Origin of the sequence: Nocardia sp. BSTN01 (assembly GCF_015354405.1) — a bacterium.
Classification (GTDB): domain Bacteria; phylum Actinomycetota; class Actinomycetes; order Mycobacteriales; family Mycobacteriaceae; genus Nocardia.
The window spans coordinates 1-25,960 of sequence record NZ_JADKYP010000010.1 but is presented as its reverse complement, the minus strand read 5'-3'; the positions used below and the strand labels follow the sequence as shown (position 1 = coordinate 25,960).

The following is a 25,960-nucleotide window of genomic DNA, read 5'->3' as shown; positions in this document are numbered from 1 at the left end:
GTGTTCGGGCCATACACCTCTCCGACGCACGAGCACCCGCCGTATCGACAAACGAAAAGGTCCCGACCGGAATGGTCGGGACCTTGTGTGCTGTGCCCTCGGCAGGATTCGAACCTGCGGCCTTCTGCTCCGGAGGCAGACGCTCTATCCCCTGAGCTACGAGGGCGGGGATTGGACCCGGTCGACACCAGTGGTTACGTCGTCCGATCGGGCGGGGAAAGCGTATCGCATCACACGGCGTGCGCCAAAAGACAGGTCCGAGCAGGGATTCAGTTCGGTGTCACGGCACTACTGGGCCGGCATCGGCGCGCCCGGCATGCCGGGGATGGCGGGAATGCCGGGGATGCCGGCGGGGAGTTCGTCCATCTGGCCGGTGGGCGGGACGGCCTTCTCCTTGTCGGCGTGGTGGCGCGACTTGGGGACGAAGTAGACGACCAGCGCGACGACCAGGACGGCGATCACCACGACCGCGCCGACCAGCGCCCAGGGAACACGCCGGTGCTTCGGCGGGTTGGAATTGCCGTTGTACGCCCCGCCGGGGGCGGATTTGGCGGCGGCACGAATCGCCTTGGCTGATTTCGCGCTGGTGTTCGGCATCGGTTGGCGCTCTCTTCGGGTGCGTCGGTAGTTCTCGCGGTGTCGTAAGGACGGCCGGGGCCGCCGGTGCCGGATGCCGGGTGCGCCGAGCAGGTGCCCGCTGACGGCGCGCACCCGCTCGGACCATAGGATAGAGACTCGTGACTCCAGCTGACCTTGCAGAACTCCTTCGTGCGACCGCGGCGAAGGTGCTCGTCGAACGTGGATCCGACCCTGCGGTCCTGCCCGACGAGGTCAAGGTGGAGCGTCCCCGTAATCCGGAACACGGAGACTATGCCACGAATGTGGCCATGCAGGTGGGTAAGAAGGCCGGAATGAATCCGCGCGAACTGGCCGGTCTGCTGGCCGCCGCGCTGGCCGCTACCGACGGCATCGAATCCGCCGACGTGGCCGGCCCGGGCTTCCTCAACATCCGCCTCGCCGCGGCCGCCCAGGGCGCCATCGTGGAGCAGATCCGCGCCGCGGGCGCCGCCTACGGCACCGCGCAGGCGCTCACCGGCACCAAGATCAACCTGGAGTTCGTCTCCGCCAATCCGACCGGCCCGGTCCACCTCGGCGGTACCCGCTGGGCCTCGGTCGGCGACGCGCTGGGTCGCATTCTGGCCGCTCAGGGCGCCGACGTGACCCGCGAGTACTACTTCAACGACCACGGCGCGCAGATCGACCGCTTCGCCGAATCGCTGGTCGCCGCCGCCACCGGCGCGCCCACTCCGGAGAACGGCTACGCCGGCGCCTACATCTCGGAGATCGCGGGTCAGATCACCGCCGCGCATCCGGACGCGGTGAATCTGCCGGAGAACGAGCGGCACGAGCTGTTCCGCCGCGAGGGTGTGGAGCTGATGTTCGCCCACATCAAGCAGACGCTGCACGATTTCGGCACCGATTTCGACGTGTACTTCAACGAGAGCTCGCTGTTCGCCTCCGGCGCCGTGGAGAAGGCGCTCGACCAGCTCAAGGCCTCGGGCAATCTGTACGAGAAGGACGGCGCCTGGTGGATCGCCAGCACCGAATACGGTGACGACAAGGACCGCGTCGTCATCAAGAGCGACGGCAAGTCCGCCTATATCGGTGGCGACATCGCCTACTTCCAGAACAAGCGCTCGCGCGGGTTCGACCTCTGCATCTACATGCTCGGCGCCGACCATCACGGCTACATCGGCCGGCTGAAGGCGGCGGCGGCCGCGTTCGGCGACGATCCGAACACCGTCGAGGTGCTGATCGGCCAGATGGTCAACCTGGTGCGTGACGGCGTGGCGGTGCGGATGAGCAAGCGTGCCGGCACGGTGGTCACCCTCGACGATCTGGTCGAGGCGATCGGCGTCGACGCCGCCCGCTACGTGCTGGTGCGCAGTTCGGTGAACTCGAGTATCGATATCGACCTCGATCTGTGGACCAAACAGAGCAGTGAGAACCCGGTCTACTACGTGCAGTACGCGCACGCCCGTACCTGCGCGGTCGCCCGCAATGCCACCGACTTCGGATTCGCCGGTGTCGCACCGGATCTCGGCCTGCTGGTCGCCGACGAGGAGGGCGAGCTGATCCGCACCCTCGGCGAGTTCCCGGCCGTGGTGGCCAGTGCGGCGAGCCTGCGCGAACCGCACCGCGTGGCCCGTTATCTGGAGGAACTGGCGGGCGCCTACCACCGCTTCCAGACCAACAAGACGCTGCGGATCCTGCCGCAGAACGACGACCCGGTCCTGCCGGTCAACGCCGCCCGCCTGCAACTGGTCGACGCCACCCGTCAGGTGCTGTCCAACGGTCTGGCGCTGCTGGGCGTATCCGCCCCGGAGCGCATGTGAACCGCCGTCGGCCAGGTCATCGTGTGAGGAAGGAATTATTGTGAGTGCGCATCCGGCGGGACCTCGGCACGCCGAGATCCCCCACGCCCCCAACCTGCCGGAGCGGCCCGCGGACCCCCGCGAGATGATCGACCTGCCCGATAAGGTGTGGCCGCGCAACGCCTCTCGCGACGCCGCGGGTGTGGTGCGCCTGGCCGGTGTGCCCGTGACGCAGCTCGCCGCCGAATTCGGCACTCCGCTGTTCGTGGTCGACGAGGACGACTTCCGCTCCCGCTGCCGCGATATGGTCCGGGCCTTCGGTCCCGGTGCGCGAGTTCACTACGCCTCCAAGGCATTCCTGTGCGGCGAGATCGCGCGCTGGGTGCGCGACGAGGGCCTGCATCTGGACGTGTGCTCCGGCGGCGAGCTGGCGGTGGCGCTACACGGCGGTTTCCCGGCCGAGCGAATCGCGTTGCACGGCAACAACAAATCGGTCGCCGAACTGGAGCAGGCCGTCGCGGCGGGCGTCGGGCACGTCGTCGTCGACTCGCTGATCGAGATCGAGCGCCTGGAGGCGGTCGCCGCCCGTGCGGGCGTGGTGCAGGACGTGCTGGTCCGCGTCACGGTCGGCGTGGAAGCGCATACGCACGAATACATTTCGACCGCGCACGAAGATCAGAAGTTCGGCTTCTCGATCGCCGGCGGCGATGCGATGGAGGCGTTGGCCCGGGTCTTCGAGGCGGACAATCTGCGCCTGGTCGGCCTGCACAGCCATATCGGATCGCAGATCTTCGACATCGACGGTTTCGAGATCTCCGCGCGGCGCATGTTGCGACTGCTGCGCGATGCGATCGAGAAGTTCGGCGTCGAGCGCACCGAACAGATCGCGATCCTGGATCTCGGTGGGGGACTGGGCATTTCGTATCTGCCGAGCGACGATCCGCCGCCGCTGGACGACTTCGCCGCGAAGGTGCGCGACCTCGTCGAGGTGGAGGCGGCGCAGATCGGCCTGCCCACCCCGACCATCGCGGTGGAACCGGGCCGCGCGATCGCCGGTCCGGGCACGGTCACCCTCTACGAGGTCGGGACCACCAAGGACGTCTCGCTCGACGCCGGCGCGCAACGCCGCTACGTCAGCGTCGACGGCGGGATGAGCGACAACATCCGTCCCGCGCTGTATCAGGCCGACTATGACTGTCGGCTGGTCTCCCGCTCCAGCGAGTCCGCCCCCGTGGTGGCGCGTGTGGTCGGAAAGCATTGTGAGAGTGGCGATATCGTCATCCGCGACACCTGGATGCCGGCCGACGTCGGACCGGGGGACCTGGTTGCGGTCGCGGCCACGGGCGCGTACTGCTATTCGATGGCCAGCCGCTACAACATGCTCACCCGCCCGGCCGTGGTCGCCGTCCGCGACGGGCAGGCGCGGCTGCTGCTGCGCCGCGAGACGGTGGCGGATCTGATGAGCCTGGAAGCGACGGAGGTGCATTCATGACCGAGGCGACGAACCAGGCCCGGGGCGGTGCGTTCGGGATCGAACATCCCATCGGGGTCGCGGTGCTCGGCATGGGCAACGTCGGCACCGAGGTGGTGCGCATCCTGCGCGACCACGCCGACGACCTGCGCTCGCGGGTGGGCGCCCCGGTGGTGCTGCGTGGCGTCGCGGTGCGGCGCCTCGACGTCGACCGCGGCATTCCGGCCGAGTTGCTGACCACCGACGCCGAAGCGCTGGTCGCCCGCGACGACGTCGACCTGGTGGTCGAGGTGATGGGCGGTATCGATCCGGCTCGCAAGCTGATCCTGGCCGCGCTCAACGGCGGCAAGTCGGTCGTGACCGCGAACAAGGCGCTGCTGGCCGACTACACCGGTGAGCTGGCCGCGGCGGCCGAGGGCAGCCGCGCCGACCTGTACTTCGAGGCCGCGGTGGCCGGCGCCATTCCGGTGGTGCGCCCGCTGATCCAGTCGATGTCCGGCGACCGGGTGAACCGGGTGGTCGGAATCGTCAACGGCACAACGAATTTCATTCTCTCGGCGATGGACGAGACCGGCGCCGACTACACCGACACACTCGCCGAGGCGACCCGGCTCGGCTACGCCGAAGCGGATCCCACCGCCGATGTCGAGGGCTATGACGCCGCCGCGAAGGCCGCGATCCTGGCCTCGCTGGCCTTCCACACCCGCGTCACCGCCGCCGACGTCTACCGCGAGGGCATCTCGAAGATCACCGCCGAGGATCTGGAGACCGCGGCGGCGGTCGGCTGCACCGTGAAGCTGCTGGCCATCTGTGAGCGGATGCCCGGCGGCGAGCGCCTGTCGATGGACGGATCGGCGGTCGCCGCGCCGGGTGACGCGGGCAGCTCGCCCGCCGGTAAGGACCGGGTGTCGGTGCGCGTGTACCCGGCGCTGATTCCGCGGCGGCATCCGCTGTCCTCGGTCAACGGCGCCTTCAACGCGGTGGTCGTCGAGGCCGAGAACGCCGGCCGGCTGATGTTCTACGGCCAGGGCGCGGGCGGCGCGCCGACCGCCTCGGCGGTGATGGGCGATCTGGTGATGGCGGCCCGCAACAAGTTCTACGGTGGCCGCGCACCGGGTGAATCGGTTTATGCTGAGCTGCCGATCGCGCCGATCGGCGACATCCCGACCCGCTACCACGTGAACCTGCAGGTTGCCGACCGCACCGGGGTTCTGCAGGCGGTGTCCGGCAAATTCGCCGAACACGGTGTCAGCATCTCGACGGTCCGCCAGGAGGGATACGACGAGGGCGCCCGACTGGTCGTGGTCACCCACCACGCGCCGGAGTCGGCGCTGGCCGATACCGTGGCAGCACTTGCCGAGCTGGAATCCGTCACATCCGTGACCAGCGTCTTGAGATTGGAAGGCACCGAGGAATGAGTCAGACAGGAGCGCCGCCGTCGGCCGGGGCCGTGCACACTCCGTGGCCGGGGCTGATCGCCGCCTATCGGGAGCGCCTGGCGGTCGGCGCGGACTGGGAGCCGGTCACCCTCTACGAGGGCGGCACGCCGCTGGTGCCCGCGCATCACCTGTCCGAGCTCACGGGCTGCGAGGTGTATCTCAAGGTCGAGGGTCTCAACCCGACCGGGTCCTTCAAGGACCGCGGTATGACCATGGCGATGACCGACGCCAAGGCCCGCGGCCAGAAGGCGGTGCTGTGCGCCTCCACGGGTAACACCTCCGCCTCGGCGGCGGCCTACGCCACCCGGGCCGGCATGCACTGCGCGGTGCTGATCCCGCAGGGCAAGATCGCGATGGGCAAGCTCGCGCAGGCGGTCATGCTCGGCGCCAAGATCATTCAGGTCGAGGGCAATTTCGACGACTGCCTGGAGCTGGCCCGCAAGGTCACCTCGGATTTCCCCGAGGTCGGCCTCGTGAACTCGGTCAACCCGGCCCGCATCGAGGGGCAGAAGACCGCGGCCTTCGAAATCTGTGACGCGCTGGGCAAGGCCCCCGACGTGCACGCCCTGCCGGTCGGCAACGCGGGCAACATCACCGCGTACTGGAAGGGTTACAGCGAATATCACGCCGACGGCCTCACCACGAGCCGCCCGCGCATGCTCGGTGTGCAGGCCGCCGGCGCCGCGCCGCTGGTCAACGGTGCGCCGGTGAAGGATCCCGAAACCATCGCGACCGCGATCCGGATCGGCGCGCCGGCGTCCTGGAACAGCGCGGTGGCCGCCCAGGAGCAGTCCGGCGGCGCCTTCCGGGCCGCCACCGACGACGAGATCCTGGCGGCGTATCGCCTGGTCGCGAGCACCGAGGGCGTCTTCGTGGAACCCGCCTCGGCCGCCAGCGTGGCCGGTCTGCTGGCCGCGCGCAAGGAGGGCTGGCTCGATTCCGGGCTCACCGTCGTGTGCACCGTCACCGGCAACGGCCTCAAGGATCCCGACACCGCGCTGCTGGGTATGCCCGCGGTCGAGGCGATCGCGGTCGATCCGGTAGCGGTGGCTCGCGAGCTCGAGTTGGCCTGAGTTGAGTGCGCGCGAAGGTCAGCTCAGTGAGCGGGCGCGGCGAGTCGGACACGCAGCGCCTTCGTCGGGCGGCGCGGAGCGACAGCACGGTGCCGCGGTGACGCGAACCCTGCCCGCCGGAATCACCGTCACCGCCCGGGTTCCCGCCTCCAGCGCCAATCTCGGGCCCGGATTCGACTCGCTCGGTATCGCTTTGGGGCTGTACGACGAAATCGTGGTACGTACCACCGAATCCGGGCTTACCATCCGAGTGGAGGGTGAGGGCGCCGACGACGTCCCTTGGGGCCCTTCACATCTGGTGGTGCGCGCGATCGAACGCGGCCTGGAGGCCGCGGGCGTCTGGGCGGACGGGCTGGATGTGGTGTGCCGCAACGTCATTCCGCATTCGCGAGGGCTCGGATCGTCGGCCTCGGCGGCGGTCGGCGGACTCGCCGCCGCGCGCGGTCTGGCCGCGAAATTCGACCCGGCGCTGACCGGTTCGGATGCCGAATTGGTGCAGCTGGCTTCGGAATTCGAGGGGCATCCCGACAACGCGGCCGCGAGCGTGCTCGGCGGGATCGTGGTGTCGTGGACCGAATCCGACCGCGCCGGCGAACTCGGCGCGGGCAGTTCCGTCGAGCACCACCAGCGCGTCTACCGTGCGGTGCGGCTGGAACCGCATCCGCGTCTGCGCGCGACGGTGCTGATCCCGCAGGAGCGCTCCTCGACCGCGCACACCCGCGGCCTGCTTCCGGAGATGGTCCCGCACGGCGACGCCGCATTCAACGTCAGCCGCGCCGCGCTGTCGGTGGTCGCCCTCACCGAGCGTCCCGACCTGCTCCTGCCCGCGACCCAGGACCGCCTGCACCAGGGCTATCGCGCCGCCGCGCTGCCGCTGACCACCGCCTGGATCACCCGGCTGCGCACCGCCGGACTCGCCGCGATGGTGTCGGGCGCCGGTCCGACCATCCTGGCGCTGAGTACCGGAGAATTTCCGGACGACCTGCGCAAACTCGCCGAGGAGGACGGTCTGCGCGTGGTCCGACCCGACATTTCCGCGGGTGTAAGCGTGCATTGATGGCGTGGCTGCCTTGCTGACGTGGTCGGACAGAGCTATCCTGGGCACGTCCGTACATCGTGCGCGTCAGACGCCGGTGCTTCATCAGGGCAATCGCTCCAGCAGGCTCCTTGCTCAAGCTCGGTGGCTCGGGGGCTCGAATCACTCGGGACTTCGACCTCGACGTCGGGGACAGCGACTGGAATGATCACTCCCACTCAATGAACCGGTGGCCGTGACCAGGTGGGTGATTCCATCGGTCCGGCGGGGCAGGCGATACGGCATCCGAGCTCGGCACAGTGATCGAGCTTCGGGACGAACCCTCGAATATGCACACGGCAATCGAGGGAAGGAAAGGATCTCCGTGACAGATACGGACCTGCTCGCGACACCCGGGGTGGACACTGCAAATCCCTCGGACGGCCGCGAAAGTGACTCCGGACAGATTTCGAAGATGAGCGAACACACCGACGTCGCACGATCGGGGCTGACTGGAATGTTGTTGCCGCAGTTGCGTGCGCTTGCCGGAGAGCTCGGTATCCGAGGCACATCCGGAATGCGTAAGGGCGATCTCATCGCCGCCATCAAGGAAAACCAGGCCTCCTCCGGCAAGTCCGCACGTGGTGGCCGGGGCGATGCGAAATCCGCCGAAGTGGACGCGGGCGCCGAGCCGGCCGCGAAATCCGCGTCGAATGCCGCGACCGAATCCGGTGTGGCGACGAAGGCCGAGTCCTCGAAGACCGAGTCCCCTCAGACCTCCGAGAACGCCGCCGAGTCCGCCGGTAAGGGACGCGCCAAGAACGATGCGCCGAAGGGCACCCGCAACGGTGCCGCGCGTGGTCAGCAGCAGACTCTCGACGGCATCGGCACCGAGAACGCGTCCGTGAAGGCGGAAACCGCGGATTCGGCTGCGCGCCCGGCCGATTCGGGTGACGAGTCCGGACGTGACGGTGGCCAGCGCGGCCGCGGTCGCCAGCGTCGTGGCCGCGACCAGCGTGGTGAGGGCGGCGACAACCGTGGCGAGAACCGCGGTGGCGAGGCTCGCGCCGAGACCAAGACCGAACCGAAGGCCGAAGGCGGCGACGCCAAGTCGGATCAGGAGTCGGGCGATCGTCGCCGCGACCGCAACCAGTCCGGCGGGCAGAACCAGTCCGGCCAGAACGGCGCCGCCCGCGGTGGCGAACGTGGCCGCGACCAGCGTGGTGAGGACGACGAGGAAGGTGGGCGCGGGCGCCGCGGCCGCCGGTTCCGGGAGCGCCGTCGTGGCGGACGTGACCGTGAGGGCGGCGAGGGCGGCCGCGAGGTCGAGATCCGCGAGGACGATGTCCTGCAGCCGGTCGCCGGCATCCTCGACGTGCTCGACAACTACGCGTTCGTGCGCACCTCGGGTTACCTGGCCGGCCAGAACGACGTCTACGTGTCGATGAACCTGGTGCGCAAGAACGGCCTGCGCCGTGGTGACGCGATCACCGGTGCGGTGCGTGCTCCGCGCGAGGGCGAACAGGGCAACCAGCGTCAGAAGTTCGATCCGCTGGTGCGGCTGGACACGGTCAACGGCTCGGATGTCGAATCCGCCCGCCGCCGGCCGGAATTCAACAAGCTCACCCCGCTGTACCCGAACCAGCGGCTGCGGCTCGAGACCACGCCGAACAAGCTCACGACCCGCGTGATCGACCTGATCATGCCGATCGGTAAGGGCCAGCGTGCGCTGATCGTGTCGCCGCCGAAGGCGGGTAAGACCACGATCCTGCAGGACATCGCGAACGCGATCGCCACCAACAACCCGGAGTGCTACCTGATGGTGGTGCTGGTGGACGAGCGTCCCGAAGAGGTCACCGATATGCAGCGCTCGGTGCGCGGCGAGGTGATCGCCTCGACGTTCGACCGTCCGCCGAGCGATCACACCTCGGTCGCCGAACTCGCCATCGAGCGGGCCAAGCGCCTGGTCGAGATGGGGCAGGACGTCGTGGTGCTGCTCGACTCGATCACCCGGCTGGGTCGTGCGTACAACAACTCCTCGCCGGCCTCGGGTCGCATCCTGTCCGGTGGTGTGGATTCCACCGCGCTGTACCCGCCCAAGCGGTTCCTCGGCGCGGCCCGCAACATCGAGAACGGCGGCTCGCTGACCATCATCGCCACCGCCATGGTGGAGACCGGTTCCACCGGTGACACGGTGATCTTCGAGGAGTTCAAGGGCACCGGTAACGCCGAGCTCAAGCTCGATCGCAAGATCGCCGAGCGGCGCGTGTTCCCGGCGGTCGACATCAACCCGTCCAGCACCCGCCACGACGAGCTGCTGATGTCGCCCGACGAGATGGCGGTCATCCACAAGCTGCGCCGGGTGCTCTCGGGCCTCGATTCGCAGCAGGCGATCGACCTGCTCATCGACCGTTTGAAGAAGTCGAAGAGCAACGTCGAATTCCTGATGACGGTCTCGAAGACCGCACCGGGCGCCTTGGACGAATAGGCGACGAGCAGTACGTCCGCCCGGCGCGCACCCACGGGTGCCGCTCGGCTCGCGATAATGCGGCCCCGCTTCGGCGGGGCCGCATTGCTGTCTGCGGGAGACGCGCACGCCGACGATCGCGCCGTCTGCCGGGGCGCGGCGGGGTAGGGGAGTAGAACAGGAGGCCGATGACCGCGGCACCGGCGATCAGCCCGATCAGAATCAGTGCGGTGGCACCGGTGACGGATCCGGTGGAGACCGAGGTCGCGGCGAATTCGTAGGGCCGATCCGGTCCGGTGGGGGTCATGACGGCGGCGCGGGGCGGGGTGCCGGAGGCCGTGAGCCACCCGGCGAGGACGAGGACCGCCAGGGCGGCCAATGTCGTCGCGGCGCCGATTTCCTTGGTATGTCCACTTCCCGGCAACAGGCGGATGGTGCGGTCTCCGAGGCGGGGATGCCCGGCGTCCGGGGCTCGAGATCTCCTGCTCGTCCCCCGTGCGGTGGGGAAATTCACTGCTGTCCCTCGGATCGTCGCTTCGATTGCCATGGGTCTACTTCCTGCAACGAATCTACGAACAAAGGTGTTCATATTCCCGAGTAGCCGACTACTCGTTTCAGCGTGGCTCGAGAACCGCGAATGCGCGTGCCGCTACTTCCTTGGGGTGTGCCGCTTTCCTGGGCGCCGATGCCGGAACAAATGCGGTACCGGGTGCGTTGTGAGTGCGTATCGGCGGTTCTGGCATACTGGACCGTCGGTGCGTCTGCGATCGGCAGACCATCCCGCCTAGTCGGTTCCGGTTCACGTCCATTACGGCAGCACGGCAGATACCGCCGTGGGCTCGGGCGACCCGGGGCCAGATCGAGAGGACACCCATGAAGGCAGGAATTCACCCGGCATACGTGCCGACCACCGTTGTCTGCGGTTGCGGCAACACCTTCCAGACTCACAGCACCAAGGAGTCGGGCCACATCACCGTCGAGGTCTGCTCGCAGTGCCACCCGTTCTACACGGGCAAGCAGAAGATCCTCGACACCGGTGGCCGCGTCGCCCGCTTCGAGGCCCGCTACGGCAAGCGCGCCAAGAAGTCCGAGGGTTCGGAAGCCAAGTAGCTGTCCCGCCAACGCCCGTCCTGCCTTCGCAGGCCGGGCGTTGGTGCGTTTACAGGTGACCGAAAGCTCCCAGCAGGAGGCATGACCGCCATGGCCGACAAGATCACGGCCCCATCCGCCATCGACGACATTCTCGCCGAGCACGCCGGCCTGGAAATCCAGCTGTCGGATCCGGCGCTGCACAACAATCCTGGTGAGGCCCGTCGCGTCGGTAAGCGGTTCGCCGAGCTGGCGCCGATCATGTCGACCTACACCAAGCTCACCGCGGCCCGCGACGATCTGTCGGCCGCCCGGGAGCTGGCCGCCGACGATTCCTCCTTCGCCGCCGAGGTCCCCGGCCTCGAACAGCAGGTCGACGAGCTGGAGAAGACGCTCACCGATCTGCTGGCCCCCCGCGATCCGCACGACAGCGACGATGTCGTGCTCGAGGTGAAGTCGGGGGAGGGCGGCGAGGAGTCGGCGTTGTTCGCCTCCGATCTGGCCCGCATGTACATCCGCTATGCCGAACGGCACGGCTGGAAGGTTGAGGTCCTCGACGCCAACGTGTCCGACCTGGGCGGATACAAGGAGGCGACGCTCTCGATCAAGAGCCGCGAGCCCAGCCGCGACGGCGTCTGGTCCCGGCTGAAGTTCGAGGGCGGTGTCCATCGCGTGCAACGCGTGCCGGTCACCGAATCGCAGGGCCGCATCCACACCTCCGCGGCCGGCGTGCTGATCTATCCCGAACCCGACGAGGTCGAACAGGTCCAGATCGACGAGTCGGATCTGCGCATCGATGTCTACCGCTCCTCCGGTAAGGGCGGCCAGGGCGTCAACACCACCGACTCCGCGGTCCGGATCACCCACTTGCCAACCGGCATCGTCGTGACCTGCCAGAACGAGCGTTCGCAGCTGCAGAACAAGATCCGCGCGATGCAGGTGCTCTCGGCGCGGTTGCAGAGCCTGGCCGAGGAACAGGCCGAGGCCGATGCCGCCGCCGGACGTGCCTCACAGATCCGCACGGTCGACCGCTCCGAGCGCATTCGCACCTACAACTTCCCCGAGAACCGCATCACCGACCACCGCATCGGCTTCAAGGCCCACAATCTGGACTCGGTCCTGGACGGAGAACTGGACGCGCTGCTGGACGCTCTCGGCGAAGCCGACCGCGCCGCCCGGCTCGCGGCGCAATGATGCAGGCCCCCGGCGAGGCGGGTCAGCACCGAGTGCCGCTACGTCCCGCGATCATCGACGCCGCGCGCACGCTCGCGGCGGCCGGGGGGCACAGCCCGCAGATCGATGCGGAATTTCTGGCCGCCTTCGTCCTCGAGGTCGAGCGATCGCGGCTGGCCCTGATTCCGATGGTCACTCCGGAACAACTCGAACGATTCCACAAGCTGGTGGCGCGCCGGGCCGAGCGGGTGCCGCTCCAGCATCTGACCGGCGCCGCGTCGATGGGTGAGGTGGACCTCGAGGTGGGCCCGGGTGTGTTCGTCCCGCGGCCGGAGACCGAGCTGATCTTCGCGTGGGCGCTGGCCCAGCTCGAGGCTGCCGGCCACGAGCACCCTCCGATCGTGGTCGACCTGTGCACCGGATCGGGTGCCCTGGCCCTGGCGATCGCCAACGCCCGTCCCGACGCCGAGGTGCACGCGGTCGAAATCGACCCCACCGCAAGGCAATGGGCGCAGCGCAATGCCGAACGGCAAGCCGCGCAAGGAGATACGCCGATCGTTTTGCATGCCGGCGATGTCACCGACACGCAGGTGCTGGCCGAGCTGAACGGCCGCGTCGACGTCGTCGTGGCGAATCCGCCCTACATCCCGTCGGGCGCACGGCTGGATCCCGAAGTGGCCGAATACGATCCGCACCTGGCCCTGTTCGGCGGCCCCGACGGACTCGAGGTGATCGCCCCCATGGTCGCCACCATCGCGCGGCTGCTGCGCCCCGAGGGCGTGGCCGCCGTCGAACACGACGATTCGCACGGTCCGCAGGTCGCGGCGCTGTTCGCCGGAGACGGCCGGTTCTTCGACATCGTCGAACACCCGGATCTGGCCGGCCGGCCGCGCTTCGTCGCCGCCCGCCGCGCGCGCTGACCCTCGGCGATTGCCGAGAATTTGCGCGAAGCCGGGCAACGTGCCGTGAGACACATTCAATAGACTCACCGCCGTGAGTACCGTCTACGACTGCTCCGATCCCGATTCTCGTGCCGCCGGATTGACCGCCGCGCGGACCACCTTGAAATCCGGACGGCTGGCCGTCATCCCCACCGATACGGTCTACGGAATCGCCGCGGACGCGTTCGATTCCACGGCCGTGGCCGGCCTGCTGGCGGCCAAGCGGCGCGGGCGCGACATGCCCGTGCCGGTGCTGGTCGGTTCGTGGAACACCATCGACGGACTCGTCTTCTCCGTGCAGCCGCAGGCACGTGACCTGATCCGCGCCTTCTGGCCGGGCGGGCTGAGCCTGGTCGTGCAGCAGGCGCCCTCGCTGGCCTGGGATCTCGGCGACGCCCGCGGCACGGTGATGCTGCGCATGCCGCTGCACCCGATCGCGCTGGAACTGCTGCGCGAGGTGGGCCCGATGGCCGTGTCGAGTGCGAACGTCTCCGGGCAGCCGCCCGCCACGACGGTCACCGAGGCGCGACACCAGCTGGGCAACCAGGTCGGCGTGTATCTGGACGGCGGCCCGGCCGAACACGGTGTGCCCTCCACGATCGTGGATCTGACCGGCGACCGTCCGCGGGTGCTGCGGGCCGGCGCGGTGACCGTCGCGCAGGTCGCCGAGGTGCTGGGTATGGCGCCGGACGAACTGTCGCCCGAGACCACCCGCTGACGGCCCGGTAGATGGTTTTCAGTCAGGGTGCGGTCGTCCCGCTGCGCGAGCTGCTTCTGGTGCTGCTCGTGTCCGCGGTGGTGACGATGTTGTCCACCGGCGGAATTCGGGTGCTGGCCATCGGTTTCGGCGCCATCGCGGTGCCCCGCGATCGTGATGTGCATCTCGAGCCGATTCCGCGCATGGGCGGCGTCGGCATCTATCTGGGCGTGCTGGCCGCGGTGCTGTTCGCCCATCAGCTGCCGGCGCTGCGCCGCGGTTTCGACTATCCGCGCGATATTCCGGCCGTGCTGGTCGCCGGCACCCTGATCGTCCTGGTCGGCATCGTCGACGACCGCTGGGGCCTGGACGCGCTGACGAAGTTCGTGGGCCAGATCTCGGCCGCCGGGGCGATGGCCGTGATGGGCCTGAGCTGGGTGGCCATCTACAACCCGTTCAGCAACACCACGGTCGTGCTCGACCAGCTGCAGGGCTGGGTGGTCACGGTCGCCATCACCGTGACCATGATCAACGCGATGAACTTCGTGGACGGCCTCGACGGGCTTGCGGCGGGGCTGGGACTGATCGCGGCCGCCGCCGTGTTCGTGTTCACCGTAGGTTTGCTCTATCAGCAGGGCGGCGCGACCGACGGCTATCCACCGGCTTTGCTGGCTGCCGCGCTGGCGGGCGGATGTCTGGGATTTCTGCCACATAATTTCCACCCGGCGCGAATATTCATGGGCGATTCCGGATCGATGTTGATCGGTCTGATGCTCGCCGCGGTCTCCACCGGCGCGTCCGGCCGAATTCCGCTCACCGGATACGGCCCGCGCGACATCGTGGGTCTGCTGTCACCGCTGTTGCTCGTGGGAGCGGTGATGTTCATTCCGGTATTGGATCTGGTGCTGGCGATCGTGCGCCGCGTGCGCGCCGGTGTGAGTTTCTCCACTCCCGACAAAATGCATTTGCATCACCGTTTGTTGCAGATCGGCCATTCGCATCGGCGCGTGGTGTTGTTGATCTATCTGTGGGTCGGCGTGCTCGCATTCGCGGCCGTGGGAACCTCTTTGATGGACCGCCGCGTGGTGGTTCTGCTGTTCGCGGCCGGTTTGGTTTTCGCCCTGGTTGTGACGGCCGTCCCATCGCTGCGTGAAGTGGTCGGCCTCCGCGGTCGCCGCAAGTAAGGAACGGGTAAAGTGGCTCGATGTGAGCACGGCACCCGAATTGCACCCCGACGCGCCACTACGAGCAGCGCTGCGTTACGGCATCGCCGGATTGTGTGTGCTGGTGGTGGTTTCGGTCGTCGCCGGCTCGATCGTCGCGGGCTGGGCGGGTTTCTGGGGCGCGCTCATCGGATCCGCGATCGGTGGTTTCTTCATTCTCACCACGGCCGCTCTCGTGCTGTTCAGCGCGAAATTGGATTCCGGCATTCAGGGCATGGTGATGCTGGCGAGCTGGATCGGCAAAATTCTGGTGGTGATGATCGTGGTCGCGATCTTGCACCAGTTCGATTTCTACAGCCCCGGCACCCTCTTCCTGACCGTCGTGGGGGCGTTGCTGATTGTTCTCGGAGCCGAGACATACGGGCTTCTGCGCCAACGTGTTCCGGTGATCGACCCGTCGGCGGGGCCCGCTGACCAAGATCGTTCGAACGTGTGAGCACGACCCCCTACACGTTGTCGTAGATAGCTTGGTAAACTCTTTACCGTAAGCATCCGAACCAACGGGGCCGACCGCATCGTCGCCGGTGCGAGAGGTTATGCTTACTGCCGTGCCGGTCCTTCGGTGAGAAGTTCCGGCCCTGCACCGTCGACGATGTCGCCGACGTACAGACGCCACTGCGGGTCTCCCCGCTCAGCTGCTGACGAACTTCGAGCCGACCTGAGTCGACCACCTGATCGTCAATGTCCGATCGAACCGCGAGATGGAACATGTCTCGTGGCCGAACACGGGAGAGAATGCTGAGCGTCACCACTCTGGCGGGCGAGTTCCACGCGCCTTCGCTACAAGACTTCTTCCCTGATGCGCTGCTGTTCGGGGGGACACCTTTCGAGATCGACCGGTTGATGATGGTTCGCCTCATCATGGTGGCGGTATTGGTTGCGGTGATGTTGCTCGCATTCCGTAGTCCCCGTCTCGTTCCTCGCGGTCTGCAGAACGTCGCGGAGATCGGCCTGCTGTTCGTTCGTGAGCAGATCTGCGATGAAGTGCTGGGCAAGAAGACCGGCCGCAGGTTTTTCCCGCTGATCGCCACGATCTTCTTCACGGTGCTGTTCCTGAACTTCTCCAGCGTCATACCGCTGTTGAATATTTCTTCGAACGCGCGTGTCGGAATGCCTATCGTGCTGGCGGCCATCGCCTACATCACGTTCAACTACGTCGGTATCCGCAAGTACGGATTCTGGCGGTACATGCGCTCGTCCGTCGTGGTGCCGAATGTTCCGGTCGCGCTGCACGTGCTGCTGATTCCGATCGAGTTCGTCTCGACCTTCATCCTGCGTCCCTTCACGCTGACCGTCCGACTCATGGCCAACATGCTGTCCGGTCACATCATGCTGGTGCTGTTCTTCAGTGCCACCCAGTTCTTCCTCTTCGACGCCGCTTCGTGGATGAAGATCTTCTCGCCGTTCTCCTTGCTCGCGGGATTCGGATTCACCCTTTTCGAACTTCTGGTGATCTTCCTGCAGGCCTACGTGTTCGCGCTGTTGACGGCTGTGTACATCAGCCTCGCCGAGCACGCCGACTCGCACTGACCGCACGACCGCACAAGAACTGCCCCACCTGCCGCCGGGCGGGTGGGCAACAGAAAGGGAAAGAAATCTCATGAGCCTCTCCTACGTGGCCGCCGAACTCGCCCAGACCTCGGATCGGGTCAAGGGCTACGGCGCTATCGGTTACGGTCTGGCCGCGATCGGCCCGGGTGTCGGCGTCGGCATCGTCGTCGGTAAGGCGATCGAGGGCATCGCCCGTCAGCCCGAGCTGCAGGGCACCATCCGGACCAACATGTTCCTGGGTATCGCGTTCACCGAGGCCCTCGCGCTGATCGGTCTCGTCGCCGGCTTCATCTTCTGATTCCGATGAACAGCATGTACTTGCTCGCCGAGAATGCAGAGGACAAGAACCCTCTGATTCCGGAGCCATACGACATCGTCTGGTCGGTGGTGTGCGTTGTCGTCATCGGGATCCTGTTCTACAAGTACGTGGTTCCTCGATTGACGAAGGTGCTCGACGAGCGCTCGGAGAAGATCGAAGGCGGCATGGCCAAGGCCGAGGTCGCGCAGGCCGAGGCGCAGGAAACCCTGCAGCAGTACCAGCAGCAGCTGGCCGAGGCTCGGCTCGAGGCGGCGCGCATCCGTGAGGAAGCGCGTACCCAGGGCCAGCAGATCCTCGCGCAGCTGCGCTCGGAGGCTCAGGCCGAAGCCGATCGCATCGTCTCCGCCGGTCATGCCCAGCTCGACGCCCAGCGTCAGCAGATCGTGACCGAGCTCCGGTCCGAGCTCGGCCGCACCGCGGTCGACCTGGCCGAAAAGATCATCGGGCAGTCCGTCGCGGACGAAGCCAAGCAGGCAGCGTCCATCGATCGGTTCCTCACCGAGCTGGATGAGAAGGCCGGCATCGGGGTCGGAAGGTAACCTGCGCCTGAGAGGTCTTGTCGGTGACGCAAGTCACCGGCGCCCGACCACTCCGGGCCCCGGAATTCAACACAGTGAAAGTGGGAAGCATGTACGCAGCGAGCCGCGAGGCGAGTTCCCGTGCGAGGGAAGCTCTTTCGGCCGCACTCACCGGGAGTGACTCCGTCGCCGCCACGACGGGCTCCGAACTGTTCGCCGTAGTCGCCGTGCTCGACGACCAGCGTTCGCTGCGTGTGGCGCTCGCGGATAAGTCGGTGTCAAGTTCGGTGCGTGCCGAACTGGCCGAACGCGTTTTCGGCGGCAAGATCAGCGCGGCCACTCAGGCCGTGCTGACCACTGCCGTCGCCCAGGACTGGTCTCGGACCCGAGATCTGGTCGACACCCTGGTGCTGCTCGGGCAGGAGGCGCTGTTGCGCGCCGCGGCCGACCGCGGACGTATCGACGCCGTCGAGGACGAGTTGTTCCGGCTGGGCCGCACCGTCGAAGACAACCCGGATCTGGAGCAGGCGCTCACCGATCGCGGTAAGCCGGCGGCCGCCAAGCGCGATCTGCTGGCGCGGCTGCTCACCGGGAAGGTCGAAGACGTCACCATGCAGCTGGCCGAGCAGGCGGTCGGCCGGTCGCGCGGTGATGTCGGCGTCGCCTTCGACCAGTTGTCCGATCTGGCGGCGTCGTTGCGCAAGCAGATCGTCGCGCACGTTCGCTCGGCGACGGCCCTGACGCAGCAGCAGCGGGAGCATCTCGCCGCATCGCTGCAGCGAATCTACGACAAGCCGGTCACCATCCACGTGCAGGTCGATCCGGCACTGCTGGCCGGTGTCGTCGTGCGCATCGGTGACGACGTGATCGACGGCAGTGCCGTCGGCCGACTGCAGCGCCTGCGCCAGGCCCTGGCCTAGCCGAGCCATCGAGCCCGGCAACCCACCCCGACATTCCAGACCACAGCGAGAGCAGGAAGAACCATGGCGGAGCTGACGATCTCCCCCGATGAGATCCGTAGCGCGATCGAAAGCTACACCCAGAGCTACACCCCCGAAACCTCCATCGAGGAAATCGGCACGGTCACCGACACCAGTGACGGCATCGCGCACGTCAGTGGCCTGCCGTCGGCGATGACCAACGAGATCCTCGAGTTCCCCGGCGGTGTGCTGGGTGTCGCGTTGAACCTCGACCCCGACGAGATCGGTGCGGTCATCCTCGGTGAGTTCGACGGCATCGAAGAGGGCCAGCAGGTCCGCCGCACCGGTGACGTGCTCTCGGTGCCGGTCGGCGACAAGTTCCTGGGCCGCGTCATCAACCCCCTCGGCCAGCCGATCGACGGCCTGGGCGAGATCGAGGCCGACGAGCGCCGCGTGCTGGAGCTGCAGGCCGCGACCGTGCTGGAGCGCCAGCCGGTCGAGGAGCCGATGGCCACCGGCATCACCGCCATCGACGCGCTGACCGCCATCGGTCGTGGCCAGCGTCAGCTGGTCATCGGCGACCGCAAGACCGGTAAGACCGCGGTCTGCATCGACGCCATCCTGAACCAGAAGGCCAACTGGGAGTCCGGCGATCCGACCAAGCAGATGCGCTGCATCTACGTCGCGATCGGCCAGAAGGGCTCCACCATCGCCGGTGTGAAGTCCGCGCTCGAGGCGCACGGTGCGATGGAGTACACCACCATCGTCGCCGCCCCCGCGTCCGACTCCGCCGGTTTCAAGTGGCTCGCGCCCTACACCGGTTCCGCGCTCGGCCAGCACTGGATGTACCAGGGCAAGCACGTCCTGATCGTGTTCGACGACCTGTCCAAGCAGGCCGAGGCCTACCGCGCCATCTCGCTGCTGCTGCGTCGCCCGCCGGGCCGTGAGGCGTACCCCGGTGACGTCTTCTACCTGCACTCCCGTCTGCTGGAGCGTTGCGCGAAGCTGTCCGACGCGATGGGCGCCGGTTCGATGACCGGTCTGCCGATCATCGAGACCAAGGCCAACGACATCTCGGCGTTTATTCCGACCAACGTCATCTCCATCACCGACGGCCAGGTCTTCCTCGAGTCCGACCTGTTCAACAAGGGTGTGCGCCCGGCCATCAACGTCGGTACCTCCGTCTCCCGTGTCGGTGGCGCCGCGCAGACCAAGGGCATGAAGAAGGTCGCCGGTTCGCTGCGTCTGGAGCTGGCCTCCTACCGCGAGCTGGAGGCGTTCTCCGCCTTCGCCTCCGACCTGGACGCCGCTTCGCTGGCCCAGCTCGAGCGTGGTGCCCGCTGGGTCGAGCTGCTCAAGCAGGACCAGTACTCGCCGGTCGCCGTCGAGGACCAGATCGTCTCGATCTACCTGGTCGACGCGGGCTTCTACGACTCGGTCCCGGTCGGCGACGTCCGCCGCTTCAACTCCGAGCTGCTGGAGACGCTGCACCGCGCCGCGCCGCAGGCCTTCGAGTCGATCGCCGGTGGCAAGGTCCTCGAGGGTGAGGCCGCCGAGGCGATCAAGACCGAGACCGAGCGCTTCAAGCAGGGCTTCCTGGCCTCCGACGGCAGCCGCGTGGTCAACGAGGCCGACGCCGGTGAACTGGACCACGAAGAGGTCGAGTCGCTGTCGGTCACCCGTAAGCACGTCGAGAAGTAAGCCGGGTCCGACGATGCCTACGAATTCGATACGCGAAGGGAGTGTGAACCGCTGATGGCGAACTTGCGTGAATTGCGCTCCCGTATTCGTGGCGTGAGCTCGATCAAGAAGATCACCAAGGCCCAGGAACTGATCGCGACCTCGCGAATCAGCAAGGCCCAGGCCCGGGTGGCCGCCGCGAAGCCGTACGCGGAAGAGATCACGAAGGTGCTCGGCGAATTGGCCAGTGCCTCTTCGAATCTCAACCACCCCCTGCTCACCGAGCGGGCCACTCCGCGCCGCGCCGCCATCCTGGTGATCACCAGTGACAGCGGTATGTGTGGTGGCTACAACTCCAACGTGCTCAAGCGCACCGAGGAACTGATCACGACGCTGCGCTCCGAGGGCAAGGAGCCGGTGCTGTACGTGATGGGCAACAAGGGCCTGACGTACTACACCTTCCGCAACCGCCCGCTAGCCGGTTCGTGGACCGGGTTCTCGCAGCAGCCGCATTACACCGACGCTTCGGCCGCATGCCACCACCTGGTGGATGTGTTCATGGCGGGCTCCGACACCGAGGTGGAGGGGCCGGGCGGCACCGGGACCATCGAGGGCGTGGACGAGATTCACATCGTCTACACCCGCTTCGTCTCGATGCTGTCGCAGGTGCCCGAGGTTCGCCGGCTCGCTCCGATCCAGGTGAGTTTTATCGAGGAGAACTTCGAACTCGGCGAGGACATGCTCACCGACTCGCCGGACGCGAAGATCACCTCGCTCTACGAGTTCGAACCGGATGCGGACAAGCTGCTCGGCGCCCTGCTGCCGAAGTACATCAACACCCGCATCTACTCGTCGTTGCTCGAGGCCGCGGCCTCGGAGTCGGCCGCGCGCCGCACCGCAATGAAGGCTGCCACCGATAACGCCACCGAGCTGGTCAATACCCTGACCCGCCAGGCGAACTCGATCCGGCAGGCGAACATCACGCAGGAAATCAGTGAAATCGTCGGCGGCGCGAACGCGCTGGCTGCGTCCTCGGATCGCGACTAAGCCCTAGCCCCCATGGAAGAGAACAAATGACCGCAGCTGTCACGCAAGAAAACGCAAGCCGGGCGGGCGCTGGCACAGGCCGCGTCGTCCGGGTCAACGGCCCCGTTGTGGACGTCGAGTTCCCGCGCGGCGCCATCCCAGATCTGTTCAACGCGCTGCACGCCGACGTCACTCTGCCGTCGGTGGCCAAGACGCTGACCCTCGAGGTCGCGCAGCATCTGGGCGACAACATCGTTCGCACCATTTCGATGCAGCCGACCGACGGCCTGGTCCGCGGCGTCCCGGTGTCCGACACCGGCAAGCCGATCTCGGTTCCGGTCGGCGACGTCACCAAGGGCCACGTGTTCAACGCCCTCGGCGACTGCCTCGACACCCCGGGCCTGGGCCGCGACGGCGAGCAGTGGGGCATCCACCGCCAGCCGCCGGCCTTCGACCAGCTCGAGGGTAAGACCGAGATCCTGGAGACGGGCATCAAGGTCATCGACCTGCTGACCCCGTACGTGAAGGGCGGCAAGATCGGTCTGTTCGGTGGTGCCGGTGTCGGCAAGACCGTTCTGATCCAGGAGATGATCACCCGTATCGCGCGTGAGTTCTCCGGTACGTCGGTATTCGCCGGCGTCGGTGAGCGCACCCGTGAGGGCACCGACCTCCACCTGGAAATGGAGGAGATGGGCGTGCTCCAGGACACCGCCCTCGTCTTCGGCCAGATGGACGAGCCGCCGGGCACCCGTATGCGCGTCGCGCTGTCCGCGCTGACCATGGCGGAGTACTTCCGCGATGTGCAGGGTCAGGACGTGCTGCTGTTCATCGACAACATCTTCCGTTTCACCCAGGCCGGTTCCGAGGTCTCGACCCTGCTGGGTCGTATGCCTTCGGCCGTCGGTTACCAGCCGACCCTGGCGGACGAGATGGGTCAGCTGCAGGAGCGCATCACCTCGACCCGTGGTCGTTCGATCACCTCGATGCAGGCGATCTACGTGCCCGCCGACGACTACACCGACCCGGCGCCGGCGACCACCTTCGCCCACCTGGACGCGACCACCGAGCTCTCCCGCCCGATTTCGCAGAAGGGTATCTACCCCGCCGTCGACCCGCTGACCTCGACCTCGCGAATCCTCGAGGCCTCGATCGTCGGCGAGCGGCACTTCGCGGTGGCCAACGAGGTCAAGCGAATCCTGCAGAAGTACAAGGAACTGCAGGACATCATCGCGATTCTGGGTATGGACGAGCTCTCCGAGGAGGACAAGGTCCTCGTCGGCCGGGCGCGTCGTCTGGAGAAGTTCCTCGGCCAGAACTTCATCGTGGCCGAGAAGTTCACCGGTCAGCCGGGTTCGGTCGTGCCGCTGGAGCAGACCATCGACGACTTCGAGCGGGTCTGCAAGGGCGAATTCGACCACCTGCCGGAGCAGGCGTTCAACTCCTGCGGTGGCCTGGACGACGTCGAGGCGGCCGCGAAGAAGATCGCCGGGAAGTAGTCCACCATGGCGGATATGTCAGTTGATCTGGTCGCCATCGAGCGGCGGCTGTGGTCGGGGACGGCGAGTTTCGTCAGTGCCCAGACCACGGAAGGTCAGATCGGTATTCTGCACGGCCACGAGCCCGTACTCGGCCAGCTGGTCGAGGGCGGGATCGTGACCATCGACAGTACCGAGGGCGAGCGCATCGTCGCGGCCGTGCACGGCGGCTTCTTCTCGTGCACGGGTGAGGCGGTCCGGATTCTCGCCGAGTCGGCGGAATTCGCGGGCGATATCGATCTCGACGCCGCCCGCGCGGTACTGGCCGATCCGAATGCCTCGGAGCAGGAACAGAATGCGGCGACCGCGCGAATTCGCGCGGTGGAAGCGATGAGCGCCTGACGCGAACGCCTCAGGGCGACAACCGAATAGCGCAACCGTGTGGCGGTCCGGGGTCCGGGCCGCCACACGGCATTTCCGCGTCCGGAACGGCCGCCGCGGATACGGTGGTGCCGCTGCCGGACGGTCATGTCGACGGGCCGGGCATCCATATCGACAGCACTGGAAAGTGGACGATCAAGCAGCCAGTGTCGCGTGGATCGATGAAACGTTCGCCGTGAACGGCTGTGGAGGAATATGCGCAGGCGAGGTCGTTCGTCACCGCGAAGATCGGGGCCGGCCCGGACCCTGTGCCCAGCCAACGGTGAGGGGCGTCGAATGTCCTTGTGCGAGTGTGCCTCTGATCACCTTCCTCCGGATCGGCGAATCGGCCGATATCCTCGTTTGTGGAACGGATGTACCGGCTGTGTGCCGCGGCGCCCTGGTTTGTAGACTCGCTGCGGGAGCGGCCTTGTTCGGGGATGGCACGGCGCTGGCGACGGCACAGGGGCGAAGCGAAGGGACGGACCTGGATTGCGGACCGGGATGGTGCTTCTGATCATTCTGGTGCTGCTGCTGGTCGGCGTAGCGCTGGTGTCGCTGTATCGCCTGATCATGTTGCGCCGGGGTGGAACCGCGGCGATTCTGCGCGTACTTCCGGCACAGGGCGGTCAAGGGTGGCGGCACGGTCTGATTCGCTACGGCGAATCCCGGCTCGTCTTCTACAAACTCACCAGCCTGAAAGTGGGACCGGATTCGACCATCCGGCGGCTAGGCATCGAAGTGGTCGATCGGCGTTCTCCGGTGGGCGACGAGTACGACATCATGACCGACGACATCGTCGTGATCGCGGTCTCCGACGGTGACGGCAGCTATGAACTCGCCCTGGATCGCCCTGCGCTGACGGCATTCCTGTCCTGGGTCGAATCACGGCCCTCCGAACGAATCCGGCGCCGTCCGGGACGTTGACCCAGAAATAGGTGGTCACCAGCAATGAGTGTGCATCTGACCAAGATCTATACCCGGACCGGAGACGACGGCACCACCGGCCTGAGCGACTTCTCCCGGGTGCCGAAGACCGATCCCCGACTGGTCGCCTACGCCGACTGCGACGAGACCAACGCCGCCCTCGGCGTGGCGCTCGCCCTCGGAGAGCCGCCGGCGCGCATCGCCGAGGTGCTGCGCCAGGTGCAGAACGATCTGTTCGACGCCGGCGCCGATCTGTCCACCCCGGTCGTGCCGGACCCGAAATATCCGCCGCTGCGGATCACCCAGTCCTATATCGACCGCCTGGAACGCTGGTGTGACGAGTTCAATGCCGAGCTCGCTCCGCTGAATTCGTTCATCCTGCCCGGCGGCACGCCGTTGGCCGCGTTGCTGCATACCGCTCGCACCGTGGCGCGCCGGGCGGAACGCGCGGCGTGGGCGGCCGTGGACGCCCATCCGGACGACATCGGCGTGTTGCCCGCGAAATACCTCAATCGGCTGTCCGATCTGCTGTTCATCCTCGGCCGGGTGGCCAACCCGGACGGTGACGTGCTGTGGCGGCCCGGGGGATCGGAGACCGGCGGACCGGCCGCGACCGACCAGCCCTCCCGTTAGGCTGGCCCCCGTGAGTGAACGGTTTCTGGTGACCGGGGGCAGTCGGCTGGTCGGCGAGGTCGCAGTGGGTGGCGCGAAGAACAGCGTCCTCAAGTTGATGGCCGCCGCCCTGTTGGCCGAAGGCACGACGACGATCACCAACTGCCCGGACATCCTGGATGTGCCGCTGATGGCGGAGGTCCTGCGCGGTCTGGGCTGCGATGTCACCGTCGACGGATCGGTGGTCGCCATCACCACGCCGGCCGAACCGAAGTATCACGCCGACTTCCCGGCCGTGACCCAGTTCCGCGCCTCGGTCTGTGTTCTCGGACCCCTGATGGCGCGGTGTAAGCGCGCCGTCGTCGCCCTGCCCGGCGGCGACGCGATCGGATCCCGTCCGCTCGATATGCACCAGGCCGGCCTGAGATTGCTCGGCGCGACCAGCGAAATCGAGCACGGCTGCCTGGTCGCTCGCGCGGACGAGCTGCAGGGTGCGCGGATCCGGCTGGATTTCCCCTCGGTCGGTGCGACCGAGAACATCCTCATGGCCGCGGTCCTCGCGGAGGGGGAGACGGTGATCGACAACGCCGCGCGCGAACCCGAGATCGTCGACCTGTGCACCATGCTCACCCGGATGGGCGCCCGTATCGACGGCGCCGGCACCTCGGTGCTCACCATCTCCGGCGTGCGCAAACTCGCCCCCACCACCCATCAGGTGATCGGCGACCGGATCGTCGCCGCGACCTGGGGAATCGCCGCCGCGATGACGAGGGGCGACGTCCGCGTCACCGGCCTGAACCCCAAACACCTCTCGCTGGTGCTGGACAAGCTGCGTTCGGCGGGCGCGCGAATCACGTTCGAACCCAACGGTTTCCGGGTGGAACAACCGGAGCGGCCGGGAGCGGTGAATTTCTCCACCCTGCCGTTCCCGGGCTTCCCCACCGATCTGCAGCCGATGGCGATCGGCCTGGCGACCATCGCCGACGGGACGTCCATGATCACCGAGAACATCTTCGAGGCGCGTTTCCGCTTCGTCGAGGAGATGATCCGCCTCGGCGCCGACGCCCGTACCGACGGCCATCACGCTGTGGTTCGTGGCATCCCGCGGCTGTCGAGTGCGCCGGTGTGGTCGTCCGATATCCGCGCCGGCGCCGGCCTGGTGCTCGCGGGTCTCGTCGCCGACGGCGTCACCGAGGTGCACGACGTCTTCCATATCGACCGCGGCTACCCCCACTTCGTCGAGAACCTGCGGTCGCTGGGCGCCGAGGTGAAGCGGGTCGGAACGCCGTCGTAGTCCGCCGTACATCCGAAAGACCTTCCTGACCAGGCGATTTGACATAGAATCAACCGCCACGTAACTTATTCCAGGTCAGAGCGACACGGACACCAACCCCGGGCCGAGAGGCAAGGGGACAACGCGGTAGTACGGAGAGCGCCTGACGATCACACTGGTTCGACCGAGACCCCGATTTGGTTCGGGTCCGATGGTTGAGCTAAGCTGGAAAAGTTGCCTCGCCGATCGAACAGATGAAAATCTGAGAGATGGTGA

At 67.1% G+C, this 25,960-nt stretch carries 24 protein-coding genes and 1 tRNA gene; 23 read left to right on the top strand and 2 right to left on the bottom strand.

Features of this window, described 5'->3' with window-relative positions:
- Nucleotides 1-93: 93 nt before the first annotated feature.
- Together IRT45_RS11420 and IRT45_RS11415 are read right to left on the bottom strand one after the other, a co-directional pair.
- Nucleotides 94-166 (bottom strand) — tRNA-Arg (locus tag IRT45_RS11420).
- A gap of 122 nt (nucleotides 167-288) precedes the next feature.
- Nucleotides 289-597 carry a hypothetical protein gene (locus tag IRT45_RS11415; protein ID WP_039776371.1) on the bottom strand — a complete coding sequence of 103 codons (309 nt, stop codon included), beginning with the start codon at nucleotides 595-597 and terminating at the stop codon, nucleotides 289-291.
- Between the two features lie 140 nt (nucleotides 598-737).
- Here IRT45_RS11415 and argS point away from each other — a divergent pair, with 140 nt between their 5' ends.
- The 23 genes from argS to murA all read left to right on the top strand — a co-directional run bounded on the left by argS (nucleotide 738) and on the right by murA (nucleotide 25,705).
- Nucleotides 738-2,396, top strand: a complete 1,659-nt coding sequence (gene argS, locus IRT45_RS11410) for an arginine--tRNA ligase (protein WP_194805828.1) — start codon at nucleotides 738-740, stop codon at nucleotides 2,394-2,396.
- Nucleotides 2,397-2,436: 40 nt separating this feature from the next.
- Nucleotides 2,437-3,867: a diaminopimelate decarboxylase gene (gene lysA / locus IRT45_RS11405; RefSeq protein WP_194805827.1), complete on the top strand. Its 1,431-nt coding sequence runs from the start codon at nucleotides 2,437-2,439 to the stop codon at nucleotides 3,865-3,867.
- Complete coding sequence (locus IRT45_RS11400; RefSeq protein ID WP_194805826.1) at nucleotides 3,864-5,264, top strand: homoserine dehydrogenase; 1,401 nt, start codon at nucleotides 3,864-3,866, stop codon at nucleotides 5,262-5,264. Before lysA ends, IRT45_RS11400 begins: the two co-directional genes overlap by 4 nt.
- Complete coding sequence (thrC, locus tag IRT45_RS11395; RefSeq protein ID WP_063011087.1) at nucleotides 5,261-6,358, top strand: threonine synthase; 1,098 nt, start codon at nucleotides 5,261-5,263, stop codon at nucleotides 6,356-6,358. The genes IRT45_RS11400 and thrC overlap by 4 nt, the downstream gene beginning before the upstream one ends.
- Nucleotides 6,359-6,455: 97 nt before the next feature.
- Complete coding sequence (gene thrB / locus IRT45_RS11390) at nucleotides 6,456-7,415, top strand: homoserine kinase (RefSeq protein WP_194805825.1); 960 nt, start codon at nucleotides 6,456-6,458, stop codon at nucleotides 7,413-7,415.
- A gap of 343 nt (nucleotides 7,416-7,758) precedes the next feature.
- Nucleotides 7,759-9,861: a transcription termination factor Rho gene (gene rho, locus IRT45_RS11385; RefSeq protein WP_194805824.1), complete on the top strand. Its 2,103-nt coding sequence runs from the start codon at nucleotides 7,759-7,761 to the stop codon at nucleotides 9,859-9,861.
- Nucleotides 9,862-10,713: 852 nt separating this feature from the next.
- Complete coding sequence (rpmE, locus tag IRT45_RS11380; RefSeq protein WP_062961548.1) at nucleotides 10,714-10,950, top strand: 50S ribosomal protein L31; 237 nt, start codon at nucleotides 10,714-10,716, stop codon at nucleotides 10,948-10,950.
- A gap of 90 nt (nucleotides 10,951-11,040) precedes the next feature.
- On the top strand, nucleotides 11,041-12,123 hold the full coding sequence (prfA, locus tag IRT45_RS11375) for a peptide chain release factor 1 (RefSeq protein ID WP_194805934.1): 1,083 nt from the start codon (nucleotides 11,041-11,043) through the stop codon (nucleotides 12,121-12,123).
- Entirely contained in the window at nucleotides 12,123-13,022 is a 900-nt protein-coding gene (prmC, locus tag IRT45_RS11370; RefSeq protein ID WP_194805933.1) for a peptide chain release factor N(5)-glutamine methyltransferase, read from the top strand. Before prfA ends, prmC begins: the two co-directional genes overlap by 1 nt.
- 73 nt (nucleotides 13,023-13,095) lie before the next feature.
- Complete coding sequence (locus IRT45_RS11365) at nucleotides 13,096-13,761, top strand: L-threonylcarbamoyladenylate synthase (RefSeq protein ID WP_036498542.1); 666 nt, start codon at nucleotides 13,096-13,098, stop codon at nucleotides 13,759-13,761.
- A gap of 11 nt (nucleotides 13,762-13,772) precedes the next feature.
- Entirely contained in the window at nucleotides 13,773-14,924 is a 1,152-nt protein-coding gene (locus tag IRT45_RS11360; protein ID WP_030518282.1) for an MraY family glycosyltransferase, read from the top strand.
- Between the two features lie 97 nt (nucleotides 14,925-15,021).
- Entirely contained in the window at nucleotides 15,022-15,399 is a 378-nt protein-coding gene (locus IRT45_RS11355; RefSeq protein WP_309240903.1) for a hypothetical protein, read from the top strand.
- 245 nt (nucleotides 15,400-15,644) lie between these two features.
- Nucleotides 15,645-16,493, top strand: coding sequence for a F0F1 ATP synthase subunit A (atpB, locus tag IRT45_RS11350; RefSeq protein WP_083870617.1), 849 nt, complete (start codon nucleotides 15,645-15,647; stop codon nucleotides 16,491-16,493).
- A 70-nt stretch (nucleotides 16,494-16,563) separates the two neighbouring features.
- A complete protein-coding gene (locus tag IRT45_RS11345) occupies nucleotides 16,564-16,812 on the top strand; it encodes an ATP synthase F0 subunit C (protein WP_025347580.1) in 249 nt (82 codons plus the stop codon).
- A gap of 5 nt (nucleotides 16,813-16,817) precedes the next feature.
- Nucleotides 16,818-17,372 (top strand): F0F1 ATP synthase subunit B, encoded by a 555-nt coding sequence (locus IRT45_RS11340; protein WP_228534181.1) that lies wholly within the window; start codon nucleotides 16,818-16,820, stop codon nucleotides 17,370-17,372.
- Nucleotides 17,373-17,461: 89 nt separating this feature from the next.
- Entirely contained in the window at nucleotides 17,462-18,271 is an 810-nt protein-coding gene (locus IRT45_RS11335) for a F0F1 ATP synthase subunit delta (protein WP_039776815.1), read from the top strand.
- Nucleotides 18,272-18,334: 63 nt separating this feature from the next.
- Nucleotides 18,335-19,972: a F0F1 ATP synthase subunit alpha gene (gene atpA, locus IRT45_RS11330; protein WP_194805822.1), complete on the top strand. Its 1,638-nt coding sequence runs from the start codon at nucleotides 18,335-18,337 to the stop codon at nucleotides 19,970-19,972.
- Between the two features lie 54 nt (nucleotides 19,973-20,026).
- Nucleotides 20,027-20,998 carry a F0F1 ATP synthase subunit gamma gene (locus IRT45_RS11325; protein ID WP_194805821.1) on the top strand — a complete coding sequence of 324 codons (972 nt, stop codon included), beginning with the start codon at nucleotides 20,027-20,029 and terminating at the stop codon, nucleotides 20,996-20,998.
- 26 nt (nucleotides 20,999-21,024) lie between these two features.
- A complete protein-coding gene (atpD, locus tag IRT45_RS11320) occupies nucleotides 21,025-22,473 on the top strand; it encodes a F0F1 ATP synthase subunit beta (RefSeq protein WP_039776817.1) in 1,449 nt (482 codons plus the stop codon).
- Between the two features lie 6 nt (nucleotides 22,474-22,479).
- A complete protein-coding gene (locus tag IRT45_RS11315) occupies nucleotides 22,480-22,854 on the top strand; it encodes a F0F1 ATP synthase subunit epsilon (protein WP_030518274.1) in 375 nt (124 codons plus the stop codon).
- A gap of 522 nt (nucleotides 22,855-23,376) precedes the next feature.
- Nucleotides 23,377-23,799 carry a DUF2550 domain-containing protein gene (locus IRT45_RS11310; protein ID WP_030518273.1) on the top strand — a complete coding sequence of 141 codons (423 nt, stop codon included), beginning with the start codon at nucleotides 23,377-23,379 and terminating at the stop codon, nucleotides 23,797-23,799.
- Between the two features lie 24 nt (nucleotides 23,800-23,823).
- Nucleotides 23,824-24,432: a cob(I)yrinic acid a,c-diamide adenosyltransferase gene (locus IRT45_RS11305; protein ID WP_194805820.1), complete on the top strand. Its 609-nt coding sequence runs from the start codon at nucleotides 23,824-23,826 to the stop codon at nucleotides 24,430-24,432.
- A 10-nt stretch (nucleotides 24,433-24,442) separates the two neighbouring features.
- A complete protein-coding gene (gene murA / locus IRT45_RS11300) occupies nucleotides 24,443-25,705 on the top strand; it encodes a UDP-N-acetylglucosamine 1-carboxyvinyltransferase (protein ID WP_194805819.1) in 1,263 nt (420 codons plus the stop codon).
- The last annotated feature ends 255 nt before the right edge of the window (nucleotides 25,706-25,960 follow it).